13 protein-coding genes and 2 pseudogenes are annotated in these 22489 nt (G+C 66.8%); 6 read left to right on the forward strand and 9 right to left on the reverse strand.

Features of this window, described 5'->3' with window-relative positions:
* The first annotated feature begins 75 nt into the window (after positions 1-75).
* Positions 76-1338 carry a PucR family transcriptional regulator gene (locus OG302_RS39380; protein WP_371749544.1) on the forward strand — a complete coding sequence of 421 codons (1263 nt, stop codon included), beginning with the start codon at positions 76-78 and terminating at the stop codon, positions 1336-1338.
* Between the two features lie 362 nt (positions 1339-1700).
* Here OG302_RS39380 and OG302_RS39385 read toward each other — a convergent pair.
* Positions 1701-3052 (reverse strand): annotated as a pseudogene (locus OG302_RS39385) (IS1380 family transposase).
* Between the two features lie 688 nt (positions 3053-3740).
* Between OG302_RS39385 and OG302_RS39390 the strand changes: the two are divergent.
* Entirely contained in the window at positions 3741-7589 is a 3849-nt protein-coding gene (locus tag OG302_RS39390) for a hypothetical protein (RefSeq protein WP_371749545.1), read from the forward strand.
* A 17-nt stretch (positions 7590-7606) separates the two neighbouring features.
* Here the strand turns inward: OG302_RS39390 and OG302_RS39395 are convergent.
* The 6 genes and pseudogenes from OG302_RS39395 to OG302_RS39420 all read right to left on the reverse strand — a co-directional run.
* Positions 7607-8004 (reverse strand): annotated as a pseudogene (locus tag OG302_RS39395) (transposase); the annotation flags it as partial.
* Positions 8005-8126: 122 nt separating this feature from the next.
* The gene (locus tag OG302_RS39400; RefSeq protein ID WP_371749546.1) at positions 8127-8957 is read right to left on the reverse strand and encodes a LysR family transcriptional regulator; all 831 of its coding nucleotides are present in this window, start codon (positions 8955-8957) and stop codon (positions 8127-8129) included.
* Between the two features lie 165 nt (positions 8958-9122).
* Positions 9123-10793, reverse strand: a complete 1671-nt coding sequence (locus OG302_RS39405; protein WP_371749547.1) for a helix-turn-helix domain-containing protein — start codon at positions 10791-10793, stop codon at positions 9123-9125.
* A 119-nt stretch (positions 10794-10912) separates the two neighbouring features.
* Complete coding sequence (locus OG302_RS39410) at positions 10913-11665, reverse strand: TnsA-like heteromeric transposase endonuclease subunit (RefSeq protein WP_371749548.1); 753 nt, start codon at positions 11663-11665, stop codon at positions 10913-10915.
* Between the two features lie 166 nt (positions 11666-11831).
* On the reverse strand, positions 11832-13286 hold the full coding sequence (locus OG302_RS39415) for a glyceraldehyde-3-phosphate dehydrogenase (protein ID WP_371749549.1): 1455 nt from the start codon (positions 13284-13286) through the stop codon (positions 11832-11834).
* Between the two features lie 94 nt (positions 13287-13380).
* Positions 13381-14334: an SMP-30/gluconolactonase/LRE family protein gene (locus tag OG302_RS39420; RefSeq protein WP_371749550.1), complete on the reverse strand. Its 954-nt coding sequence runs from the start codon at positions 14332-14334 to the stop codon at positions 13381-13383.
* Positions 14335-14633: 299 nt separating this feature from the next.
* Here OG302_RS39420 and OG302_RS39425 point away from each other — a divergent pair, with 299 nt between their 5' ends.
* From OG302_RS39425 to dctA, 4 genes are all read left to right on the forward strand, one after another.
* Positions 14634-15998 carry an FAD-dependent oxidoreductase gene (locus tag OG302_RS39425; protein WP_371749551.1) on the forward strand — a complete coding sequence of 455 codons (1365 nt, stop codon included), beginning with the start codon at positions 14634-14636 and terminating at the stop codon, positions 15996-15998.
* A 61-nt stretch (positions 15999-16059) separates the two neighbouring features.
* Positions 16060-16947, forward strand: a complete 888-nt coding sequence (locus OG302_RS39430; protein WP_371749552.1) for a LysR family transcriptional regulator — start codon at positions 16060-16062, stop codon at positions 16945-16947.
* A 69-nt stretch (positions 16948-17016) separates the two neighbouring features.
* A complete protein-coding gene (locus tag OG302_RS39435; RefSeq protein ID WP_371749553.1) occupies positions 17017-18072 on the forward strand; it encodes a tartrate dehydrogenase in 1056 nt (351 codons plus the stop codon).
* Positions 18073-18218: 146 nt separating this feature from the next.
* Positions 18219-19598 (forward strand): C4-dicarboxylate transporter DctA, encoded by a 1380-nt coding sequence (gene dctA, locus OG302_RS39440; protein ID WP_371749554.1) that lies wholly within the window; start codon positions 18219-18221, stop codon positions 19596-19598.
* Between the two features lie 39 nt (positions 19599-19637).
* On the opposite strand, the gene OG302_RS39445 is transcribed toward dctA, so the two are convergent.
* Positions 19638-20834: an acyl-CoA dehydrogenase family protein gene (locus OG302_RS39445; RefSeq protein WP_371749555.1), complete on the reverse strand. Its 1197-nt coding sequence runs from the start codon at positions 20832-20834 to the stop codon at positions 19638-19640.
* A gap of 79 nt (positions 20835-20913) precedes the next feature.
* Entirely contained in the window at positions 20914-22479 is a 1566-nt protein-coding gene (locus OG302_RS39450) for a class I adenylate-forming enzyme family protein (protein WP_371749556.1), read from the reverse strand.
* Between the last annotated feature and the right edge of the window lie 10 nt (positions 22480-22489).

Consider the following 22489-nt stretch of genomic DNA (forward strand, 5'->3'; position numbering starts at 1 on the left):
GTACCGACTGGGCGGTATGCCATTCTTCGGGCGTCAGGAAGATCCGCCAGTGCGCACACTCCCCGTGGAGGCCCCATGCCACACGTCCTGCGGTCACGGGTCGCGCCCCTGCACGAAGTGCCCGCCATCGCCCCGCCGGCACCGGGCGCCCGCTCGCTCCTCGACGCCGAGGCCGTCGCCGTGCTGCACCGCGCGGCCCGCGCCCTGCTGAGGGATCTGGCCGGGATGACCGACCGGCTCGTCGCGGAGCTACGGGAGCAGGAACCCGCCTACCGCGCGGACATCGAGACCCGCCCCACCGAGGTGTGGCAGGAGGTGCACCGCTCGCTGCGGTACAGCGTCACCTCGCTCCTCCAGCCGGGGGAGACCAGGGAGGCCGCCCACCGCACCTCCGTCCAGATCGCCGGGGTGCGCGCCGAACGGGGCCTGCCGCTCGACGCGTTGCTGCACGCCTTCCGGCTCGGCGGGGCGATGGTGTGGCAGGGCCTGGTCGAGGAGGTCTCGCGCGGCAACCCCGACGACATGCGGCTGCTCATCCATGTCGCCACGGACGTGTGGAACTTCGTCGACGAGCACTGCGGAGTGGTCGCCGACGCCTATCGCCGCACCGAGCGCCGCATGGCCTGGCGGCACGAGAACCGCCTGCGGCTGCTGACCGCCGGCCTCCTGGACGGAAGCGCCCGCCTCACCGACCTGCCCACCGCCGCCGACGTCCTGGGGCTGCCCGAGGACGGGTGGTACGCCGTGATCGCCCTGGCGGGAGATGACGACGGCCTCACCCTGCCGCCGGGGACGCGGACGCTGCGCCACGTCGGTCCCGGGGTCCATTACGCCCTGGTGCTGCTCGGCGACGCCGAGGGCAGCCCGGCGGACGAACTGTCCGCGCTCGGCGCCGGCCTGACCCTGCCGCCCGGGGCCCGCGCCGGGATCGGCTCCCCCGTGGAGGGGCTGGCCGCCGTCCCCTACGCCCGCCGCCTCGCCGACACGGCACTGCGGGCCTGCCCCCGCAGCGGCGGCACCGTCCTCCTGGACGAACGCCTGCCCGACGCCCTCGTCGTCTCGTCGCCCGAGCTGGCGCAGGCGCTCGCCGAGCGCGTCCTCGGCCCGCTGCACTCCCTCGACCCCGCCGACCGGGACCTGCTCCTCGACACCCTCGTCGTCTGGCTGGAGACCGACGGCTCCGCGCAGCGCGCGGGCGCCCGCCTCTACTGCCACCGCAACACCGTCCTCAACCGGCTCCGCCGCGTCGAGCAGTTGACCGGCCGCAGCCTCACCCGGGTCGGCGACCTGGTGGAGATCTCACTCGCCCTCGGGGCGCGCAGGCTGCTGGGAGGGTGAGCGCGAAAAGGCGGCGAGGAGACCCCCGCGGGGGTTCCCTCGCCGCCTGATGTACCGAGTCTAGGTTCCGCATGATCGTTAGCACGGAACCCTGCGGAAACGCGTGAATCCGGATGCGCTGAGCAGTGGGGGTGTCGGCCGATAGCGAGCATTCGGCAGCTCCCTTCAGGCGGTTCGATAACAGACGGTGACGTGCGCACCTCGATTTTTCGTGACGGGTTGTCGGGCTCTCCGGCGGTCCGTTTCTGTTTGTCGGGTCGGTGACGGGTGGGCCGATGGCCCGGCTGTCGCGTCGGGTGTGCGCCGGGTTTCACGGTTCCGGTGGGCGGTTCGAGTTTGTCGGGACGGGCCGTTGCTGCTGGTCATCCAGGGTGCGGGAGTGCGTCGAGTCGCTGGATCGCGCCTGTGATCACGTCGGTCCAGGGCCAGTGGTGGGTGAATCTCAGGTGCCTGCGGCGGGCGGTGGTGACGAGCTGGGCGGCGGCGGAGAACAGCCGCTGCCGCAGGCGGCGGGGTTCCCAGAGCCTCGGTTTGCCGGTCAGGGCGAGCATGGGCAGCCAGGCCAGCAGGTCGAGGGCGAGCTGGATGAACTCCAGCCAGATCTGGTTCTGCGCGGTGTCGTGCAGGGGCAGGTTGCGCAGGCCGGTGGCGCGCGCGTTGCGTATACGGTCCTCGGCCCGCGCGCGCTGGCGGTGCCGCAGTTCCAGGGCGGTGATCGGGACGTCGGTGGTGTTGGTGGCGAACGCGGTGAGCCGCAGTCCGTCGGCGTCGGTGAAACGCAACTGGGCCCCGGGGTGCGGCCGTTCCTCGCGGGCGATCAGCCGCATCCCTCCCGGCCAGCCCTTGAGGACGTCGCCGTCGAGCTCGGCGGTCCAGGCGCCGTCGCGGATCTCGCCGCCGGGCTCGACGGCGGGCGTCCAGGCGGAGGCAGGAATCTTCAGGACGGCCTGGTGCATGGCGTCGGTGATGGTCATCCCGACCGAGTGCGACAGCCACCGGCCCCGCTTCGAGAGCCAGGCGTGGAACTCGTGGGTGCCGCCCGCGGAGTCCGTACGGATCAGTGTGGACCGGCCGCGCCGGAGACGTTTCGGGAGTTGGGCTAGGGCGAGTTGGGTGGCGGTGATGTGGTCGGTAACGGTGTTGCTGTCCGCGTTCCCGGGCCGTAGCAGCGCGGCCACCGGCTCCCCGGTGCCGCCGCATCCGTGGTCGACGAAGCCCATCAGCGGATGATGTCCGTAGGACTTCTTCCAGGTCGCGGCCGCGTCCTGTTTGTCGGAGTGGGCGGACCAGCACCCCGTCCAGGTCCACGGTCACCTGACCGCCCGCGTCCGGCGACGAGGTGCCGGCCAACTTCCAGACCCGCGTGCGTACTTCGGCCCGCGCTGAGCGGATCGCGGTCAGAGTCTTCAGCCCGCCTGTGGCGAGCTTGTCGATGAGCCGGGAGACGGTCGGGTCGGAGGCCACCGGCCCGAACACGGCCGGCTCGGCCCGCAGCATCGCGACATCCGCCAGACAGTCCCCGCCCAGCGCGACCGCCAGGGCCACGTCCAGCAGGGTCTTCCCCGGATCATGCACCGCCCGAGGCCGTCGCCACGGCGCGAGCGCCGCCGATATCGCACTGTCCAGGCCGCTCTTGCGGACCGTCTCGACCAGCAGCACCCCTCCGGCCTGGGAGACCACCGCCCTCGATGCGCACGCGCGGACAGGAACCGATAGCTTCTTCGCCTGAGGAGTGCTTCTTTCATGCGACGACCTGGACCCTAGACAAGTCCCATCTTTGCAGGTCAGGAGCACTCTTCGTTTATTTGATCAAGCACCGGACACCCGCAGTCGCGAAAGCGACCGGCTAGGCGTACAGAAGTGCGGTTCGAGGATGGCCCGTTCTGCCGTTGGCAAAGACTTCGCTACAGGGAGAACGCTTTGAGTCAGTGGGCCCACCTCGCAGACCTACTGTAGTTCCTCGAAGACCGAGAGTGATAGGGGACTGCTATGGATCCAATCGCCGCGGCTGCCGGGGCGGCTCTGGTTGGTGCTATGGCTACGGACGCGTGGGAGCACGTCCGCACGGCCGTCCTGGCATGGTGCCGGGGAGCCCCCGGCGAACAAGCAGATGGGGTGAGCGTGGAACTCGCAGAAACTCGCTCCCAGGTTCTGGCAGCGAGGGAAGCGGAGGACGCTGACACTGAGCGGGCTCTGGCAGCGGTCTGGCAACTTCGGCTACAGCAGTGCCTGCATACAAATCCCTCCCAAGCAGGTGAGTTGGAACGACTCTTGGAACAGCACCTCACTCCTGCCTTGCCCATCGATGAAGCGTCCCGTATCGGATCACTGATGCTGAAGGCGAAAGCATCCGGTAGCGGGCGGGTGTACCAAGCTGGACGCGACCTGCGCAACACCGAACAGTGAACCTCAGCGAAGAGCCTGAAGACCAGGAGCACGTTCACCTTCAGGGACAGGCCTTTGATCAAGCTCGGATTTTTCAGGCCCGCAACGACCTGTTCGTCGCGGAGCGTGACCTGCACCTTCACTACGTCTCCGGTGTCCGCAAGGTGCGCCGTGCAGAGGCTGAGGCCGAATCCCAGGAGTGCCCGTATCCCGGTTTGGCCGAATTTAGTACCGAACAGTCCCGGTGGTTCTTCGGGCGTGATGAGCTAGTTGCTGACCTGATGGTCGGCTTGAGCGCCCGGTTGCGGGACGGTGGTCCACTGGCGCTGGTAGCCCCGTCAGGTACAGGTAAGTCTTCTCTCCTCAGGGCGGGCTTGCTGCCCGCGGTTAGACGAGGCGCCCTGGGCCCTTCAGGATCGTCCCAGTGGCCATGCCTACTGCTTACCCCGACGACCAACCCACTGAAGGCGTTGGCCACACAGCTTGCGCAGGCTATCGGTGTCGGAGCCGAACGTGCAGCTGAGGCGCTCTCAGCTGAGCCGAGTGCATGGGGCGCACTAGCGCGCGAGGCTTTACGTGAGCGAGCGAGCGACATCGACGCAACGGAGCAACGCCTCCTTGTGATTGTCGATCAGTTCGAGGAGCTGTTCACCCACTGCGCGAACGAGCAAGATAGGTGCAGATTTATACGCTCACTCTCAGCACTGGCTGCACCAACTGCAGACGGTGAAGCGCCAGTCGCGCTGGTTGTGTACGGGCTGAGGTCAGACTTCTATACCCAGTGCGTCAAGTATCCCGAGCTGCGGGCGTCCCTACAGAGTGACCAGTTCCTCATCGGGCCCCTGTCGGAAGGCGGACTACGGGAGGCAGTCGAGCTCCCAGCCCAGGACGTGGGTCTGGAAGTCGAACCAGGGCTTATAGAGCTCCTGCTGCGCGACCTAGGCGCTCCTGCGCAGCGCAGCTGGTCCGAAGACTCTGCAGGCTCAGGAAGGTACGAAGCCGGACGACTCCCGCTCCTAGCACACGCGCTTCGGGCCACTTGGCAGCAGAAGCACGGCAACGTCCTCACCGTGGAGGGCTACAAGGCAACGGGTGGCATCGATCATGCCATTACTGCCTCTGCCGAGAGATGCTTCAACAAACTGGACTCTTCTGGGAAGCGCGCAGCACAAGAAATCTTCTTGCGTCTAGTCAAGATCGGTGACGGTGTCGCCGATACGAGGCGGCGAGTCTCCCATCCCGACCTGTTAAAAGCGAATGAGGATCCGGCTACGGCTGCGGCCGTTATCAAAACGTTTACCGAAGGTCGGCTATTAGTTCAGGGGCAGCATTCCGTTGAGATCACCCACGAAGCCCTCCTGCGCACCTGGCCCCGCCTATGTCAGTGGATCGACAATGATCGTGCTGGAAATATCATCCGGCAGAGGCTTGAGGAGGTCGCCGCCGAATGGGTCCTGAACAATGGTGAATCGAGCACGCTATACCGAGGTAGCAGGCTGGAGGAAGTTCGTCCCTGGACCGTTTCTCCCCAGAGGGACCGTCTCAGTACCGATGCGTCCATATTTCTAACCGCCTCACTTCAGCATCAGAAACGTGGTGTGCGGCTGCGGCGCACCGCAATAGCAGCTCTCTCTGCTCTGGCCCTGATCGCTTCAGTTACTGCCGTCGTTGCCGTACAGCAGCGCACCACAGCGCAGAGGCAACGCGACACTGCAATGTCTCAGCAAATCACGGTGGAAGCCAACAGGCTCCGCCCATTCCATACTTCTCTTGCATCACTACTTGATATAGGCGCATACCGGAAGCATCGCGATGAGAACCTCCGTACGCAACTCATCACTGACGCGAACGCCCCCCTGTCAGCACCACTGAAAGGTCATACTGAAGGTGTCCTGTCGGTTGCCTTCAGCCCAAAGGAACCCATCCTTGCCAGCTCCTCATTCGACAAAACAGTGCGATTGTGGAGCACCGCCGACCCGCACCATGCTAAGCCACTTAGCTCTCCCTTGACCGGCCACACAGACATTATTAAGTCAGTATCTTTCAGCGCTGACGGCCAGACCCTCGCCTCTGTCGGGAGCAACCAGATACGATTGTGGAACCTGGCTGATCCAATTCACCCTAAAGCACTGGCTCAAATTGTAGGCGAACAGACCGGTTATCCGAATACGGTGGCATTCAGTCCTGACGGGCACACCTTAGCCACCGGCGGTGCCGATGAAACAGTCAGGCTATGGAGCCTGGACAATCCTTCCCGTCCCAAAAAGCTCTCCTCACCCTTGACCGGGCACACCGACGCGATCAATTCTGTGGCGTTCAGCCCGGGCGGGCGCACCCTCGCCAGCGCAAGCATCGACAAGACAGTGAGGCTGTGGGACTTGACCGAACCGACCAGCCCCAAACAGCTCGCTTCGCCCTTGACCAACACGGAATCTGTCAATTCTGTGGCGTTCAGCCCAGTCGGCAGCTTCCTCGCCAGCGCCGGAGACGACAAGTTGGTGAGACTCTGGGACTTGAGTGACCTCTCCCATCCCAAACAACTCGCTCCGGCCTTAACCGGACACACCAATCCGGTAGACACGGTGGCGTTCAGCCGGGACGGAAGTGTCCTCGCCAGCTCCGGGGCAGACCAGACAATGCGACTGTGGAACATGGTCAATCCCAAGCATCCAGAGGCCTTGGGGCAGCCGGTCATTGGTCACACAGCTAAGGTCGGGGCCCTGGCGTTCAGCCCAGACGGGCGCACTCTCGCCAGCGGCGCCGGCCTCAACCGAGACGTACTCCTGTGGACCTTGCCCAGCACTGTTCTGGCCGACCATGCCGGCGACGTCTTGTCCGTCGCGTTTAGCCCCGACGGGCGCACTCTTGCCAGTGCAGGGATGGACCAGGTAGTGCGCCTTCAAAGTCTTGCCGACCACCCAGAATCAGCAAGACAAATATACGCCGCCCACCCGCAAGGTATCGGAAGGGTGAAATACAGCCCCGACGGCCGCACACTCGCGAGCATCGGCAACGACGCCTCAGTCCAATTATGGAACATCACTGACCCAGATCGTCCGACCAAGGCTGGCCCGCTCCTGACACGACATGCCAAAGGGCTTAAGGCAATCGCGCTAAGTAGGGACCTGCGGGTACTGGCAGGTGCCACAAAGGATGGATCGGTTCATCTGTGGAGCCTTGCCGACCCAGCCCATCCTCAGATGCTCGGTCAATCCGGAGCCGCCGCTGCGCCACCGCCGGGTCGCGCCTCCGTTGTCTTGCGCAAGGTAGTTTGGGGCCTGAGGTTCAGCCCCGACGGGCGGATGCTAGTGGGCATCGGTCCCGACCGGGCTATGCGGCTTTGGAATACGGCCGATCCAGCCCACCCTAAGCAGCTGGGTAAACCAATAAACCATTCCAACGGTGTGGAAACGGTGGAATTCAGCCCGGATGGGCGCACTCTTGCTAGCGTCGAAGCTACCGGCAAGCTGCGACTGTGGGACGTGCGCGACCCGGCGCACTTGAAAGTGTTGAAACAAACGCATTCTTTCCATAGTGTGCATTCAGTAGCCTTCAGCCCTGACGGGCACACCCTCGCCAGCGCAGGGATCGATAGAACCGTACGGCTTTGGGATTTGATGGGTCGCAATAGCCCAGTACAAGTCGGCCGCGCTCTACTCGGACACACAGATAGCGTATTCTCAGTGGCTTTTAGTCCGGACGGGCATACCCTTGCCAGTGCCGGGTTCGATAAGACAGTGCGCCTGTGGGGACTGGACGCTGAAAATGCCGTAGAGCACATTTGTCAAAATACGGAAGAATCACTCAATGCTGATATATGGAAGCAATATATCTCGGAAATTCCTTTTAAGGATCCCTGCTCCTGATCTTGTGCGCTCTCAATAACATTCACCTGCCCGGCCGCGTCCGGCGCCGATAGGCCGGCCGACTTCCATACGTGCTCGCGCACTTCGGCTCGGGCCGAGGCGAGGGTGTCGATGAGGCTGGAGCCCGTCGGGCCTGAGGCCACCGGCCCGAACATGGCCGACTCGGCCCGCAGCATGCCTACGTCGGCCAGGCAGTCCCCGCCGAGCACGACCGCGAGGGCCACGCCCATCAGGACCTTGCCCGGATCGTGCACCGTCCGCGGCCTACACACGCGCCAGCACAGCCCATATCGCCTGATCCAGCCCGGTCTTGCGGACGGCTTCGACCAGCAGCACGCCACCAGCCTTCGGGCACCACTCCGCGACCGCCACCTTCGACGCGGGCACGCAGGTAGGACCCGAAACGCTTGTTCACCTGAGGAGTGCTTCTTGCCACGCGATGACCTGGACCCTAGACAAGTCCCATCGTTGCAGGTCAGGAGCACTCCTTTCGTTTCTGATCACCCATCGGACACGCCGCCACGTGAAAGCATGATGCTAACAGGGTTGCCGATCTTCGGTCGCGCTAACCGGTGCTGGTGTCGATTCGTTGTCGAGAAGAGCAATGAGATGCCGGGCTTCACTGTGGAAGGCGGCTCCCGTCGGAGCGATGGACATCGGGTTGGTTTGTGCGATCAGGGGGGCGCCAAGGGCGGCTTCGATACCACGGAGTTGCCTGCGGAGAGTGGTCGGGGCGATGCCGAGTGAATTTGCCGCAGCAGATACGCTGACGTGCCCAGAGATATGCAGAACATTGCGTAACCGTTTTAGACAGTTTCGTGTTTTGCTCAGGCCGTGCATTCGGAATGCAATGTTGAACTCGGCGAGAGCCCGACGCACAGTGGTTCCGCTGCACCCTGCCAGCCGTGCGACCTTGTCGGAGGGGAGGCCCTGCTCCAGGTAGTGCCGTTGCAGTTCATCAAAGGAGAGAAAACCTTGGCGAGGGATGTTACGTCCCGGGGCAGGGGAACGCGACAAAGAGTACATCGGAGTACTGGCTTCTATCGATTCGATGTGCAGCCTAATATGATCCTCGCTGATGTTCAGCGTCTCCCCGACCTGTGACAATGAACGGCCTGGGACTAGCAATTTGATGAGCTTTGCAGTGTTGATTGCGTCTGGACTCACTCCAGGCGAGTCGACATTGTCCAGCCACGTCAACGGCGGCTGCCAGAGCACGGGTTCGTCGATGTCGTGGGCTCGAAGATTCGACGCTGCCTGATGAAAAAGAAACTCACGGAACTCGCTGGAGAACTGCTGTGCGAGGTCAGAATTCCAGGCCGGAATGCGAGATAGTGTGCCCGGGTCGGCTCCGAGAAGAAGTTTCAATAGGCGCCACCGAAGTCGCTTTGTGTGCACTGGCCCGCTGCGCAGACCGCGGCTTCGACAGTATTTCTGATGAGCATCGAGGTCAAATCTTAGAGTGGCTTCGGAGAAGGTGATCCGCCGCCGGTGGTAGTTGATGGGAGTCGGAGCGGTGTCCAGGGCTCGAGCCTACAAAACAAGGAAGGCGGCGAGTTCATTGGGGCGTTGCTTGTCGAGTGAGGTGTCAAGTGCTTCCCTGTTATCGTATGCGCGTGGGTTGCCCAACAGTTGAGCGGCTTGGTGATATTCGCAGAATGTTCCGGGGATCAAGAGCAGGGTTGCGCATGCCCGTCGGAGCCCCGCGAGCCGGACAACGGGTTTGGGAAGTCGGGGTAGCAGCCGCATAGTCCAGGCTGGCCAGAGCATCGCCGGCAGCCTGGCTGCTCGACGCTGTACGTCTTGGTCGGTAAGTGTTGGCCAGGCTGGTGTCGCTGTGGCGGCGCCGTATCGTAGACGTGCGATCCAGGTCAGTTCCCTGGCCACCACAGCTAGGGCGCGCGAGGTCACCCCAGGTCCCGCGGGAGCCCAGTTGGCGAGCCAGGGGGTGGGATGTGCACTGCGGCGCCGCAGGCGGTCAGTGCTCATCAGCCAGGAAAGGACAGCATCGCTGTCATCTCGTTCTCGGTGCAGCGCGATGTTGGCGATGGCGGTGCCGATGGCTGCGTTGTGAGCGTCGCTGCCGCCGTGGTGGTACTGCGCGTCCGGCAAGCCGCCTCCGCATTCTTCGAGCACGGTGTGCACCACATCTGGAGCCGAGCTCAGCGTGCTGCGCAGACTGAGGAGGGCAGCGTGGGCAAGCATCGCCAGTTCACGGCCGCGCTGCGCGGCCACCTCGCGGGGGGCTTCGATCCGTAGAACCTCTGCGTTGAACTCCTCCTGGGCCTTCTTCACCGGGGAACCAGGGGGAAGGAACGGCAGCGGCTCGCTCCCGTCCTCCGGGACGTCTCGTGGCCGGACCGTCTCGAACAGCACTCCGGCCACGTCCACCGACTGGGTCGACACCGGCGTCAGACGGAGCCCGGTGATGCACCGGCTGTAAAGATCCATCGCGACAGTGAGCTCGCATCTCACCCACCGGCAGGTCACTGGTTCCATGGCGAAGACGTCCAAGCAGTTGGTGTCCAACACCACATACTCACCCGGCCGTGTTGCCCGCAGCCGACCGTAGGTTCCCTTCGTAGCATCAGCGATCGACCGTTTGCCCTTCGTGCTGCCTTCGAAGGCGTTCGTTCCCTTGGCCAGCGCCCCAAGCAGTTCGTAACCCGTGGTGCGGGCCGGCACTGGCACCGTGCCCTTCCCGTGCTCCTTGGTCAGACGCTCCTCGATCTCTATCAAGATCAGATTCCGCACCGGCCGGGAAGCCCGCTTATGCTCCGCCAACACCGCGCGAGCCATGTCTAACCAGCGATGATCTGCCCGGTTCAACACACTCGGCTTCGGGCGCTCATGGACCAGTCCGGCAGGCCCCGAGTTCCTCACCTGTCTGGCCCAGTTTCGGATCGTGCTCTCGGCAACCCCGAGCTCCGCGGCCTTGGCCGCATATCGGTGCATCCATCCAGCTCCGGGCCCGTAGTCGGGCCGCGGCTCGCCTGGAAGGGCCAGTACCTCGTCGCCGAGCTGGTAGCCGGTCAGGACCTCCTGAACATGACGGAATCGTCTCGTCAGTTCATCATCCCGATCATCGTCGAGGCCGCTCAACACAGCAGCTGGCGACTCCTCATCCGGCGGCGCCGGGACCAGGATCTCGGTGGTGGGATGCGCCAGCAGCACGGAGACGTCGACCTGCCGCCATTTCGCCATACCGACAACCGAGGCTGTCGGCTGAAGGAGAATCCGCCGTCCCTCGATTTCAGCAACCGTGAACTGTTCCCCGTCGAAACTGATCGGTAGCCCTGGCCGCAGGGACGCTGTTCAGGCGCTCACGAGCACCTCCGCAGCACGGACTCGCCAGACAACGGACGCGAGAGGTCTGTCGTGAGTCGACCGGACCACAGCAGCGCCAACAGCGGCGGCCGTGCTTCCTCAGGTGGCCGGCCACCTGCCAACCGACGCTCCGCCAGGCCCAGTTCCTCGCCGTCCACGAGCTGTTCCCACGCTCGCTCCACCTCGGCATCCGGCACCACACCGCGGCGGCGATAGCCAGCCAGGAACCGCACGTTCTCCAGCAGCACCCGATCCGCCTCGGACCAGATTTCGTACTCCCAGCCGTGCTGTCGGATAAGCTCGCCCGGCCATGCCAGGGCTTCCGCGATCTTCGGATCCTGCAGTCGAGCTGATGGTTTGACGTTCACCACCTGGGCTGCCCCCGACTGCATGACCAGCAGAAAGTCCGGAACATGGTGCCGTACTCCGTCACCGACGCGAGCCGTCAGTCGGCACGGCTGAGCGAAGATTCCCTGCACCACGGGGTCAAAGTCCGCCAGCAACAGCCGGGCGAGCTCTAGGCGGCTCTCGTAGACTACTTGTCCGCCCGTCGTCGCGGACGAATACTTCCCTGAGTAGTGGGTCATTCCCCGCACCGACCGAACATCCCGCCACGGCACCGACTCTGCGAAGTCCGCCAACCGCAGCTTCTGGAGCGGCACTTCACGCACCTGGGCGTCTTCGTACCGGATCGACGCCGTAGGAACCTTGCCTGTACGACGGGTGCCGCCCGCACTCCGTACTGCCATGCTGAGACAGTACGGAGCGCGGGCGGCACGCATGCAGAGAAGTCCGGAAGCGGCCCGATACAGACCACTACTGAACGTAGCAAGTGTCAACTGAATCGCGGATTTGCTAATCCACTGCTACCGAACTGCCTTCACTGCTAACGATCACGCGGATCCTAGACCGAGGTCAGACCGTCGGCACCGGGTACGTCGGGTACTCCACGCCGGAGACGTGCTGGACGACGCGGATGACCTGGCACGAGTAGCCGAACTCGTTGTCGTACCAGAGGTAGAGGATCGCGTTGTCGCCGTCGACCTTGGTGGCGCCCGCGTCGACGATCGAGGCGTGCCGCGAGCCGACGAAGTCCATCGAGACGGCGTCGGGAGCGGTCGTGAAGTCGATCTGGCGCTTCAGCGGCGAGTGCAGCGAGACGTCGCGGAGGTGGTCGAGGACCTCCTCGCGGGTGGTCTCGCGGCCCAGGCGCAGGCTCAGGATGGCGATCGAGACGTCCGGGACGGGGACGCGGATCGAGCTGCCGGTGATGGGCGCCTTGAGGTCGGGCAGCGCCTTGGCGACGGCGGAGGCGGCGCCGGTCTCGGTGATGACCATGTTCAGCGGCGCGGAGCGGCCGCGGCGGTCGGCCTTGTGGAAGTTGTCCAGGAGGTTCTGGTCGTTGGTGAACGAGTGGACGGTCTCCACGTGGCCGCGCAGCACGCCGTACTCGTCGGCCATCGCCTTGAGCGGCGGGACGATCGCGTTGGTGGTGCAGGAGGCGCAGGACAGGATCTGCTCGTCCGGCTTGATCGTGTCGTGGTTGACACCGTGCACGATGTTCGGGACGTCGCCCTTGCCCGGCGCGGTCAGGACGACCTTGTCGATACCGGGGCGCAGGTGCTGGGAGAGCCCCTCGCGGTCGCGCCACTTGCCGGTGTTGTCGATGAGGATGGCGTCCTTGATGCCGTACGCCGTGTAGTCGACCTCGGAGGGGTCGTTGGCGTAGATCACCTTGATCACGTTGCCGTTGGCGACGATCGTGCTGGTCGCCTCGTCGACGGTGATCGTGCCCTGGAACTGGCCGTGGATGGAGTCGCGGCGCAGCAGCGAGGCGCGCTTGACCAAGTCCTCGACGGCCTGCCCGCCGCTCTTGCGGACGACGACGGCACGCAGGCGCAGTCCGTTGCCGGAACCGGCCTTCTCGATGAGCAGGCGGGCGACGAGGCGGCCGATGCGGCCGAAGCCGTAGAGGACGACGTCGCGTCCCTCGCGGCTCTCGATCTTGTTCTCGCCCGTGGCGCCGGCGACGGCCCCGGCGGTGAACTCCGCCACCGACAGGCCGCGGTCGTCGGCCCTGAAGGACTCGGCGAGCAGGCCGATGTCGATCTGAGAGGGACCGAGGTCGAGCGTGGTGAGGGCCTGGAGGAACGGCAGCGTCTCGGTGACGGAGAGCTCCGCGCCGGCTATCTGCCGGGCGAATCGGTGGGTCTTCAGGAGGCTGACCACCGACTTGTTCACCAAGGAGCGGCTGTGGAGCAGGACGGTGACGTCCCGCTCCCGGTGCAGCTTCCCGATGATCGGGATCATCGACTCCGCGATCTCCTCGCGGTTCTTCCAGTTGGTGAACGAGTCGTCATTGACAGTCACAGGTTTATCTTTCGAGCTAGGCGGCGCTCATATGCTAACCCGGTGCCATTTTTGATCTTGCAATGGGTGCTGCCTGACCGCGCTCCAGGGGGATTCAGAGGGGAACGGCCACGGCGTTGAACGTCGTTCCGGGCTCCTGGGGGCTGCTGAAGCGGGCGTTGACGAGATAGAGGCGATCGCCCCAGCGGGCCGCGGTAGTGGGGATGTCGAACCGGGGGTCGGTGATCGTGCGCCGCAGGGTGGCGGTGCGCGCCTCGGCGTCGAGGTGGAACACGGTGACGAGGTTCAGCCGGTTCTGTACGACGTACAGGGTGCGGCCGGTGCGGAGGAGGCCGTCGCCGTTGGCCACGCCGTCCGCGCCGGCCAGCGTGATCTCCGTGGCGTACCCGGTCTTCAGGTGCACGCGGTAGAGCTTGCCGGGCGTGCTGCTGACGACGATCAGCCCCCGGCCGTCGGGGGTGCCGACGATGCCGTTGGCGTTGATCACGTCCGGTGTCTGCACCCAGTCGCCGCCGAGCGGCAGCGTGCGCACCTTCCCCTTGCGGCCGCGCGGCACCCCGTGGAGCACGCCGTCCCACGAGTCGGTGAACCAGGCGCGGTCGCCGAGCAGGGTGACGTCGTTGATGAAGTGACCGGCGGCCCGCGTCAGTTGGTGTGTGGCCACCAGCCTGCCGCTGCGGGTGTCGAGGACCCGGGCGACCCCGGTGTTCCCGGCGATGTAGAGCAGGCCGTCGTCGTCCAGCTTCAGGCCGACGGCGACCGTGCCGGTGGCCCCTTCGTAGAAAACCTCGCCCCGGCCGGTGCGCAGGTCGGTGCGGTACACGGCGCCGTTCGCGCGCGAACCCATGTAGGCGTACGGCTGTCTGCCGATCGCGATTCCCTCGGGGAGGAAGCCGTCGGGGAGCGGGAACTCGGTCGGCCAGGTGGCACCCGGCGCCGCGGTGGCTGCGCCGGTGGTTCCGGTCGCCGCCGCGAGGGCTGCCAGGGTGGCGCCGCCGAGGACGGTGCGCCGGGACGGACGGGGGTGGTTCCGGTGATCGCGGGTCATGGTTCCGGGCCTCCGTGAACAGCGGGGGTGGGGTCAACTCTGTTGTGAAATAGGTGAGTTGACAACGGAGGGGGTCGCGTCGGAGTTCCCTGGCGCCCCGCGCGCCTCTGCCCGCCTCGGGCGCCGGTGGATGACGTGGCGGACCGCTCGTCCGCGCGGCACACAAGTCAAACCCTGTCTTCGCGACCCCATAAGCTGCCCTTATGAGGTCATAGGTCAAGGCCGGGTACTAACTTAGGATTGCCTTAGTTTAGGCTTCCCGACGAGCCCCATGTCTTCGCTCGAAGGGAAACCTGATCATGTCTCGCCCTCTGCGGGTAGCCGTTGTCGGAGCCGGTCCGGCCGGCATCTACGCCGCCGACGCGCTGCTGAAATCCGCAGCGGCGGTCGAGCCTGGTGTGTCGATCGACCTCTTCGAGCGGATGCCCGCGCCCTTCGGCCTCATCCGCTACGGCGTCGCCCCCGACCACCCCCGGATCAAGGGCATCGTCACGGCCCTGCATCAGGTCCTGGACAAGCCTCAGATCCGCTTCTTCGGCAATGTCGACTACCCGAACGACATCGACCTGGACGACCTGCGCGCCTTCTACGACGCGGTGATCTTCTCCACCGGTGCGACGGCCGACCGGGCGCTCGACATCCCCGGCATCGACCTCGACGGATCGCACGGCGCCGCGGACTTCGTCTCCTGGTACGACGGACACCCGGACGTGCCGCGCACCTGGCCGCTCGACGCGGAGAAGGTCGCCGTGCTCGGCGTCGGCAACGTGGCCCTCGACGTGGCCCGCATCCTGGCCAAGACCGCGGACGAGCTCCTGCCGACCGAGATCCCGCCGAACGTCCACGAGGGGCTCAAGGCCAACAAGGCGCGGGAGGTCCACGTCTTCGGCCGTCGCGGCCCCGCGCAGGCCAAGTTCAGCCCGCTGGAGCTGCGGGAGCTCGACCACTCCCCGAACATCGAGGTCATCGTCGACCCCGAGGACATCGACTACGACGACGGCTCGATCGCGACCCGGCGCGGCAACAAGCAGGCAGACATGGTCGCCAAGACCCTCGAGAACTGGGCCATCCGCGACGTCGGCGACCGGCGGCACAAGCTGTTCCTGCACTTCTTCGAGTCGCCCACCGAGATCCTCGGCGAGGACGGCAAGGTCGTCGGCCTGCGCACCGAGCGCACCGCCCTCGACGGCACCGGCAACGTCAAGGGAACCGGCGAGTTCAAGGACTGGGACCTCGGCGCCGTCTACCGCGCCGTGGGCTACCTCTCCGACGAGCTGCCCAAGCTGCCCTGGGACGTGGCCTCCGGCACGGTGCCGGACAAGGGCGGCCGGGTCATCGAGGAGACCGGCGAGCACCTGCGGTCGACGTACGTCACCGGCTGGATCCGCCGCGGACCCGTCGGCCTGATCGGTCACACCAAGGGTGACGCGAACGAGACGGTCGCCAGCCTCCTGGACGACCACGCGAACGACCGTCTGCACACGCCCACCGCCCCCGAGCCGGCGGCCGTGGAGGCCTTCCTCGGCGAGCGGAACATCCGCTTCACGACGTGGGAGGGCTGGTACCGCCTCGACGCCGCGGAGAAGGCCCTGGGCGAACCGGAGGAGCGCGAGCGCGTGAAGATCGTCGAGCGCGAGGACATGCTCAGGGCGAGCGGCGCCTAAGCGGCCCTCGCCCGTCGGCATCCGGTCACCCCCGGGCTCCCGCGAGCACGAGGATGTGCGCATGGACGTTCGTCAGCTGGAGTACTTCCTCGCCATCGTGGATCACGGGGGTTTCAACCGGGCGGCCTCGGCCCTCTACCTCTCCCAGCCGTCGCTGTCCCAGGCGGTGCAGGCGCTTGAGCGTGACCTGGGGAGCAGTCTCTTCCACCGGATCGGCCGCAGGGCCGTGCTGACCGAGGCGGGTTCGGCATTGATCGAACCCGCCCGGGCGGCCGTGCGCAGCCTGCAGACGGCCCGCGCCAGCGTCACCGCGGTCCACGAGCTCCGTGAGGGGTGCCTGGACATCGCCGCCATGCCGTCCCAGGCGGTGGAGCCGCTGACCACGATGATCCGCGCGTTCCGGGGCCGGTATCCCGGGGTGTCGGTGAACATCCGGGCCGCCTTCACCTCGGGCGATGTCGTCGACATGGTGCGTACCGGCGCCGCGGAGCTGGGGCTCCTCGCGACGTCGGGCCCGCTGACTGGCAAGGAAGTGGTCACGCACGCCGTCGGGGAGCAGCGCTTCGTCCTGGTGACCCCTCCCGACGGGCCGTTCTCGGCAGGCCGGCCGGTCGCATGCGAGGAACTGGCCGGTCAGCAACTGATCGTCGGGCAGCGGGGCACCGGCATGCGCGCCTACGTCGACGGGCTGCGCGAGCGGGGCATCGACTTCGCGATCGCGGCGGAGACCGAGCACCGGGTGGCGATCCTGCCGCTGGTGCTCGCGGGAGCCGGACTCGCCGTGGTCACCGAGTCCTGGCGCACGATGGCCGAGCGCGCCGGTGCGCTGGTGCTCGACATCGAGCCGCGTACGACGCTCCAGATCGCACTGGTCAGCCGCCGCGCCGAGCAGGCACCGGCCGCTCACGCCTTCCTGACCTGTGCGCTTGCCGCCATCGAGCGCACATAGGCGTGCCCTATAAGGCAGATCGGCAGAGCGTCTTGGACGGCCTCATGGCCTGATTGCTGCAATCAGCACATGACCCATCACCACATCGCACTCATCCCCGGCGACGGCATCGGGGCCGAGGTCCTGCCGCCCGCCCAGCAGGTCATCGACGCCGTCGGCGCCCGCCACGGCTTCGGCTTCTCGTACACCTCCTACGACTGGTCGTGCGAGCGGTACGTCAACGAGGGCGCGATGATGCCCGAGGACGGCCTCGACCAGTTGCGCGACAAGGACGCCATCCTGCTCGGCGCGGTCGGCTACCCGGGCGTGCCCGACCACGCCTCCCTGTGGGGCCTGCTCATCCCGATCCGGCGGGGCTTTCGCCAGTACGTCAACGTCCGCCCGATCCGCGTCTTCGAGGGCGTCGAGAGCCCGCTGCGCGGCGCCGCACCCGGCGAGGTGGACTTCGTCGTCGTCCGCGAGAACGTCGAGGGCGAGTACAGCGAGATCGGCGGCCGGCTCAACCGGGGCTTCCCGGAGGAAATGGCCGTGCAGGAGTCCGTGTTCACCCGCGCAGGAGTGACCCGCGTCCTCGACCACGCCTTCGAGCTGGCCGCGCGGCGCGGCGGAAGGCTCACCTCGGCCACCAAGTCCAACGGCATCGTGCACACCCTGCCGTTCTGGGACGAGCTGGTCGCCGAGCGGGGCGCCGCGCACCCGGGGGTGACCTGGGACCAGGAGCACATCGACGCGCTGGCCGCCAAGTTCGTCCTTGACCCGGCCCGCTTCGACGTGGTGGTGGCCTCCAACCTCTTCGGCGACATCCTGAGCGACCTGGCCGCCGCCGTGGCCGGTTCCATCGGGATCGCCCCGGCCGCCAACCTCAACCCGGAGCGCGAGCACCCCTCGATGTTCGAGCCCGTGCACGGCTCGGCCCCGGACATCGCGGGCCAGGGCATCGCCAACCCCCTGGGGGCGATCTGGTCGGCCGCCATGATGCTGGAGCACCTCGGCCACGGCGAGGCGGCCTCGGACATCACCGGCGCCATCGCCGCGGTGCTCGCCAAGACCGACCTGCGCACCCCCGACCTCGGCGGCAGCGCCACCACGGCCGAGTTCACCGAGAAGCTCCTCGAACTTCTCTGACCCGCACTCCGCGGCCCGAACCCCGCCGGCCCGAACTCCCTGATCCACGCACCCTCTGACCCGCGCACGGCCGGAGCCGTACGGCCGAGGTCGTATGGACGATCCCGCCCCGGCTGCATCCACGTTCCTCGACGAGGAGAAACGCCATGGCAGCAACCGCGTCTACCACCCCCACCACCTCCCCGCCCGCACCCCGGCCCTGGCACAAACAGCTCTACTTCTGGGTCCTGACCGCGATCGTGGCCGGCGTCCTGACCGGCTGGCTGTGGCCCTCCGTGGGCGTCGCCCTCGAACCGGTGGGCACCACGTTCGTCTCCGCCATCAAGATGCTGATCACGCCGATCGTCTTCCTGACGATCGTCGCCGGCATCGGCGGGGTCGACAGCCTGCGCCGCGTCGGCAGGGTCGGCCTGAAGTCGCTCGTCTACTTCCAGGCGGGGACCCTGGCCGCGCTCGCCCTCGGACTGATCGCGGTCAACCTGTTCCAGCCCGGCGCCGGGGTGCACGCCCACCCGGGCGACCTGCAGTTGTCCGGCGACGCGGCTCAGTACGTCAAGGACGGCGAGAACCAGAGCTGGTGGCACTTCCTCACCGACATCGTGCCCTCCAGCGCGGTCGGAGCGTTCGCCGAGGGCAACATCCTCCAAGTCATCTTCTTCGCCGTCCTGTTCGGCATCGCGCTGAAGGCCGTGGGTCCCGTGGGCGCCCCGCTCGTGGACGGCATCAACCGGCTGAGCACCGTCGTCTTCAAGATCCTGCACTACATCATGCTGGCCGCCCCCGTCGGCGCCTTCGGCGCCATGGCCTACACCATCGGCAAGTACGGCATCTCGACCCTCACCAGCCTCGGCCGGCTCATCGGGCTCTTCTACGGAACCTCGCTCTTCTTCGTCGTGGTCGTCCTCGGCGGTGTCCTCGCCCTGCTGCGGATCAACATCTTCCGGCTTCTGAACCACCTGCGCGAAGAGTTCCTCATCGTCCTCGGCACCTCATCCTCCGAGAGCGTCCTGCCGCGCGTCATGGCCAAACTCGAAGGACTGGGCGTACGGCGCGACATCGTCGGCCTGACCGTGCCGACCGGGTACTCCTTCAACCTCGACGGCAGCTCCATCTACCTGTCCCTGGCCGCCGTCTACATAGCCCAGGCCACCGACACGCCCCTCACCATCGGCCAGCAACTCGGCCTGCTCGCCGTGATGATCCTTACCTCCAAGGGCTCCGGAGGCATCACCGGCGCGGGGTTCATCGCCCTGGCCGCCACGCTCTCCACCGTCGGCACCGTCCCGGCAGCGGGCATCATGCTCATCTTCGGCATCGACAAGTTCATGTCCGAGTGCCGGGCCCTGACCAACCTCGCGGGCAACAGCGTCGCCACCCTCGTAGTCGCCCGCTGGGAACGCGTCCTGGACACCGAACGCGTCAACCGCGTCCTGCACACCGGAACCCCCGAGCCCGAGACCGATCCCACAGCGGCCACGGAGCAGCCGCGCCCCACGGACGCGGCCCCCTCCCTCGCCAAGACATGACCGGAGGCGGGCGCGGGGTGGAGGCCTTGGTGGGCGCGGTCAGGCCTGGAACGCCAGGAGCTTGGCGATGCCGTTGCGCTGGATCTCGGAGGTCCCGGTGAGGACCCGGAACATGCGGATCTTGCGGAACAGGAACTCGATCTCGTTGCCCTGCGTGAGGCCCTCCTTGCCGTGGATCTGCACGGCCTCGTCGAGGATCCGGAAGGCCGACTCGGCGACGAAGAGCTTGCACATGAAGGCTTCGGCGTGCGCGTCCTCGCCCTTGTCCAGCGCTGCCAGCGCCGCGTACGTCATGGAGCGGGCCGCGTAGAACTCCGTGGCCATGTCGGCGACCTTGTGCTGGATGGCCTGCAGCGCGAGCAGGGGCTTGCCGCCCGCGACCTTGCGGTGCCGGGTGCGGTCCAGGGTCAGGCTGATGGCGCGGCGGGCGGCCCCGATGACGGTGGGGCAGTGCAGCAGCCGGTTGGTGGTGACGCGGCCGAGCGCGATGCGCATGCCCATGCCCTCCTCGCCCAGGAGGTTGGCGGCCGGGACATGGCAGTCGTCCAGGATGATGTCGCTCTCGATGTGCTCGCCGGACATCGGGGTCGCGCCGTCGTCGACGCGGCACCCGGGGCTGTCCAGGTCGACGAGGAAGGCGGAGAACCGCGGCTTGTCGCCCTCCTGTTCACCGGTCCCCGCCATCCGGGCCACCACGATGGCGAAGTCGGCGAAGGGCCCGGCCGACGAGAACACCTTGTGGCCGGTCAGACGGTAACCGTCGCCGTCGCGGACGGCGGTGGTGCGCATGGAGCGCACGTCGGAGCCCGCGTCGGTCTCCGTGAGGGAGAAGCAGCAGGCCCGCTCGCCGCGGATCAACGGCAGGAAATACGTGGCGAGTTGAAGGTCGGTGGCGTGCTTGAGGATGTCTCCGGCGCGCAGCGGTCCGCCCATGTCTCCCAGGACGCTGTGGGCGAGGACGCGGCCGCTGGCCCCGATCTCCTCCTTGAGGGCGGCGAGTTGGCTGTACGTGAGGTTGCGGCCGCCGTACTCCTCGGGCAGATGAATGCCGTAGAAGCCGAGTTCGCGGCTGCGGCGCCAGATGGGTTCGAGGTCGGCGCGGGTGAGGCGGCTCTCGTGCGTGAGTCCGCGCTCGCGTTCATGCTCGGCGAGTTCACCGTCTAGGTAGTCGCGCAGCCGGCCGACGAGCTCGGCCAGGTGCGGGTCGTCGTAGGTGGGGCGCAGGGAGAAGTTCATGTCGGGTCGTTCCTTGTTCGGGCCGGGACGGCGAATTCGGGAGAGAGCACTGGAGGGGCAGAAGGCGCTGCTGGGCGGATCAGTTCACGCGGCGGACGGCATCGGCCCAGAACGGTTCACGCACGGCCTTGCGGTCGAGCTTTCCGTTGCGGTTGTGGGGGAGTTCGGCGACGAAGTCGACGGAGCGCGGCTTCTTTAGGCGGTCGAGGCGCTCGGCACAGAAGGTGATGAGCTCCTCCGCGCCGACGCCGGCGCCGGGCTCCGTGACGACGACGGCCTTGACGGCCTCGCCCCACGTCTCGTCCGGCACACCGACCACGCAGGCCTCCAGGACGGCGGGGTGCTCATAGAGGGCCGACTCGACCTCGGTGCAGTAGATGTTGAACCCACCGGAAATGATCATGTCCTTCTTGCGGTCGACGAGGAAGAGGTAGCCGTCCTCGCGCATCCAGGCCAGGTCGCCGGTGTGCACCCAGCCCTCGCGGAAGGTCTCGGCCGACAGCTCCGGCTCCTGCCAGTACTCCTGTACGCAGTCGGGCCCCCGCACGATGACCTCGCCGATCTCGCGCGGCGCGCGCTCGCGCCCGCTCTCGTCGACGACGCGGATCTCGGTGTCGTACGAGGCCCTTCCGCAGGACTGCAGCAGTTCCGGGTCCTCCTTGACCGCGAGGGCGATCTCCTCGCTGCTCAGTCCGGCGACGACGCTCGTGGTCTCGCCCAGGCCGTACCCCTGGGCGACCACCGGCCCGAAGAACTCCACCGCGTCGCGCAGTCGTTGGGGCGAGATGGGTGCGCCGCCGATTCGCACACTGGTCAGTGACGACAGGTCGCGTGCGGCGGCGCCGGGATGGGCGAGCACCATGTTCAGCATGGCCGGTACGAGGAACGTCGCGGTGATGCGCTCCTTCTCCACCGCCGTCACGAACGCCTCGGGGCTCCAGGTGGGCAGGACATACGTCGTCGAGCCGCCGAACACCCCGGCGAGCAGGCCCATGCCGGTGGCGTGCGTGATGGGACCGCAGGCGAGGTAGCGGGTGCCGGGCCGCGGGCGGGACTCGTCGCTCATCAACTGCTTGCGCATGTTGGCGAGCCGGTTGCCCACGGTCTGCACGGCGGCCTTCAGGGCGCCGGTGGAGCCGGAGGTGAAGTTCAGGACGCAGGGGGCGTGCTCGTCGACTTCGACGGCGACCGGTTCCGCGCTGCCTGCGGCGAGGAGCGCCTCGTAGGTGATGCCCGGCGCATCGCCGTCGAGCGTGCCGTCCAGGGGGACCGGCAGGCAGCCGGTGCCGGCCTCGGCGATCGCGGCGAGGGCGTCCTCGCGGTGGGCCGCGTCGAAGACGAGGGCGCGCACGGGGGCGTAGCGCAGGATGTGCGCCACTTCCCCGCGCCCCAGGCGGGCGTTGACCGGGGCGCGCAGCAGTCCCGCCTTGTAGAGGGCGAACTCGACCTCCACCAGCTCGCCCCGGTTCCAGGCGAGCGAGGCCACGGCGTCGCCGGGGCGCAGGCCGCGGGCGATCAGCGCGGAGGCCAGCCGGTTGGCGGCCGTGTCCAGGCGGTCGAAGGTCCACGACCGGTCTCCGCAGACGAGGGCTGTCGCCTGCGGCCAGTAGCGGGCGCTGCGGGTCAGATAGGTGCCGAGGTTCATCACGTTCTCC

It is taken from the genome of Streptomyces sp. NBC_01283 (assembly GCF_041435335.1).
Classification (GTDB): Bacteria; Actinomycetota; Actinomycetes; order Streptomycetales; family Streptomycetaceae; genus Streptomyces.

Bases quoted from the DNA above. Each gene is read 5' to 3' on its own strand.
- OG302_RS39380 (WP_371749544.1), top strand. From the start codon at position 76: ATGCCACACGTCCTGCGGTCACGGGTCGCGCCCCTGCACGAAGTGCCC.
- OG302_RS39405 (WP_371749547.1), bottom strand. From the start codon at position 10,793: ATGGCGAAATGGCGGCAGGTCGACGTCTCCGTGCTGCTGGCGCATCCC.
- OG302_RS39410 (WP_371749548.1), bottom strand. From the start codon at position 11,665: ATGGCAGTACGGAGTGCGGGCGGCACCCGTCGTACAGGCAAGGTTCCT.
- OG302_RS39420 (WP_371749550.1), bottom strand. From the start codon at position 14,334: ATGACCCGCGATCACCGGAACCACCCCCGTCCGTCCCGGCGCACCGTC.
- OG302_RS39425 (WP_371749551.1), top strand. From the start codon at position 14,634: ATGTCTCGCCCTCTGCGGGTAGCCGTTGTCGGAGCCGGTCCGGCCGGC.
- OG302_RS39430 (WP_371749552.1), top strand. From the start codon at position 16,060: ATGGACGTTCGTCAGCTGGAGTACTTCCTCGCCATCGTGGATCACGGG.
- OG302_RS39435 (WP_371749553.1), top strand. From the start codon at position 17,017: ATGACCCATCACCACATCGCACTCATCCCCGGCGACGGCATCGGGGCC.
- dctA (WP_371749554.1), top strand. From the start codon at position 18,219: ATGGCAGCAACCGCGTCTACCACCCCCACCACCTCCCCGCCCGCACCC.
- OG302_RS39445 (WP_371749555.1), bottom strand. From the start codon at position 20,834: ATGAACTTCTCCCTGCGCCCCACCTACGACGACCCGCACCTGGCCGAG.
- OG302_RS39450 (WP_371749556.1), bottom strand. From the start codon at position 22,479: ATGAACCTCGGCACCTATCTGACCCGCAGCGCCCGCTACTGGCCGCAG.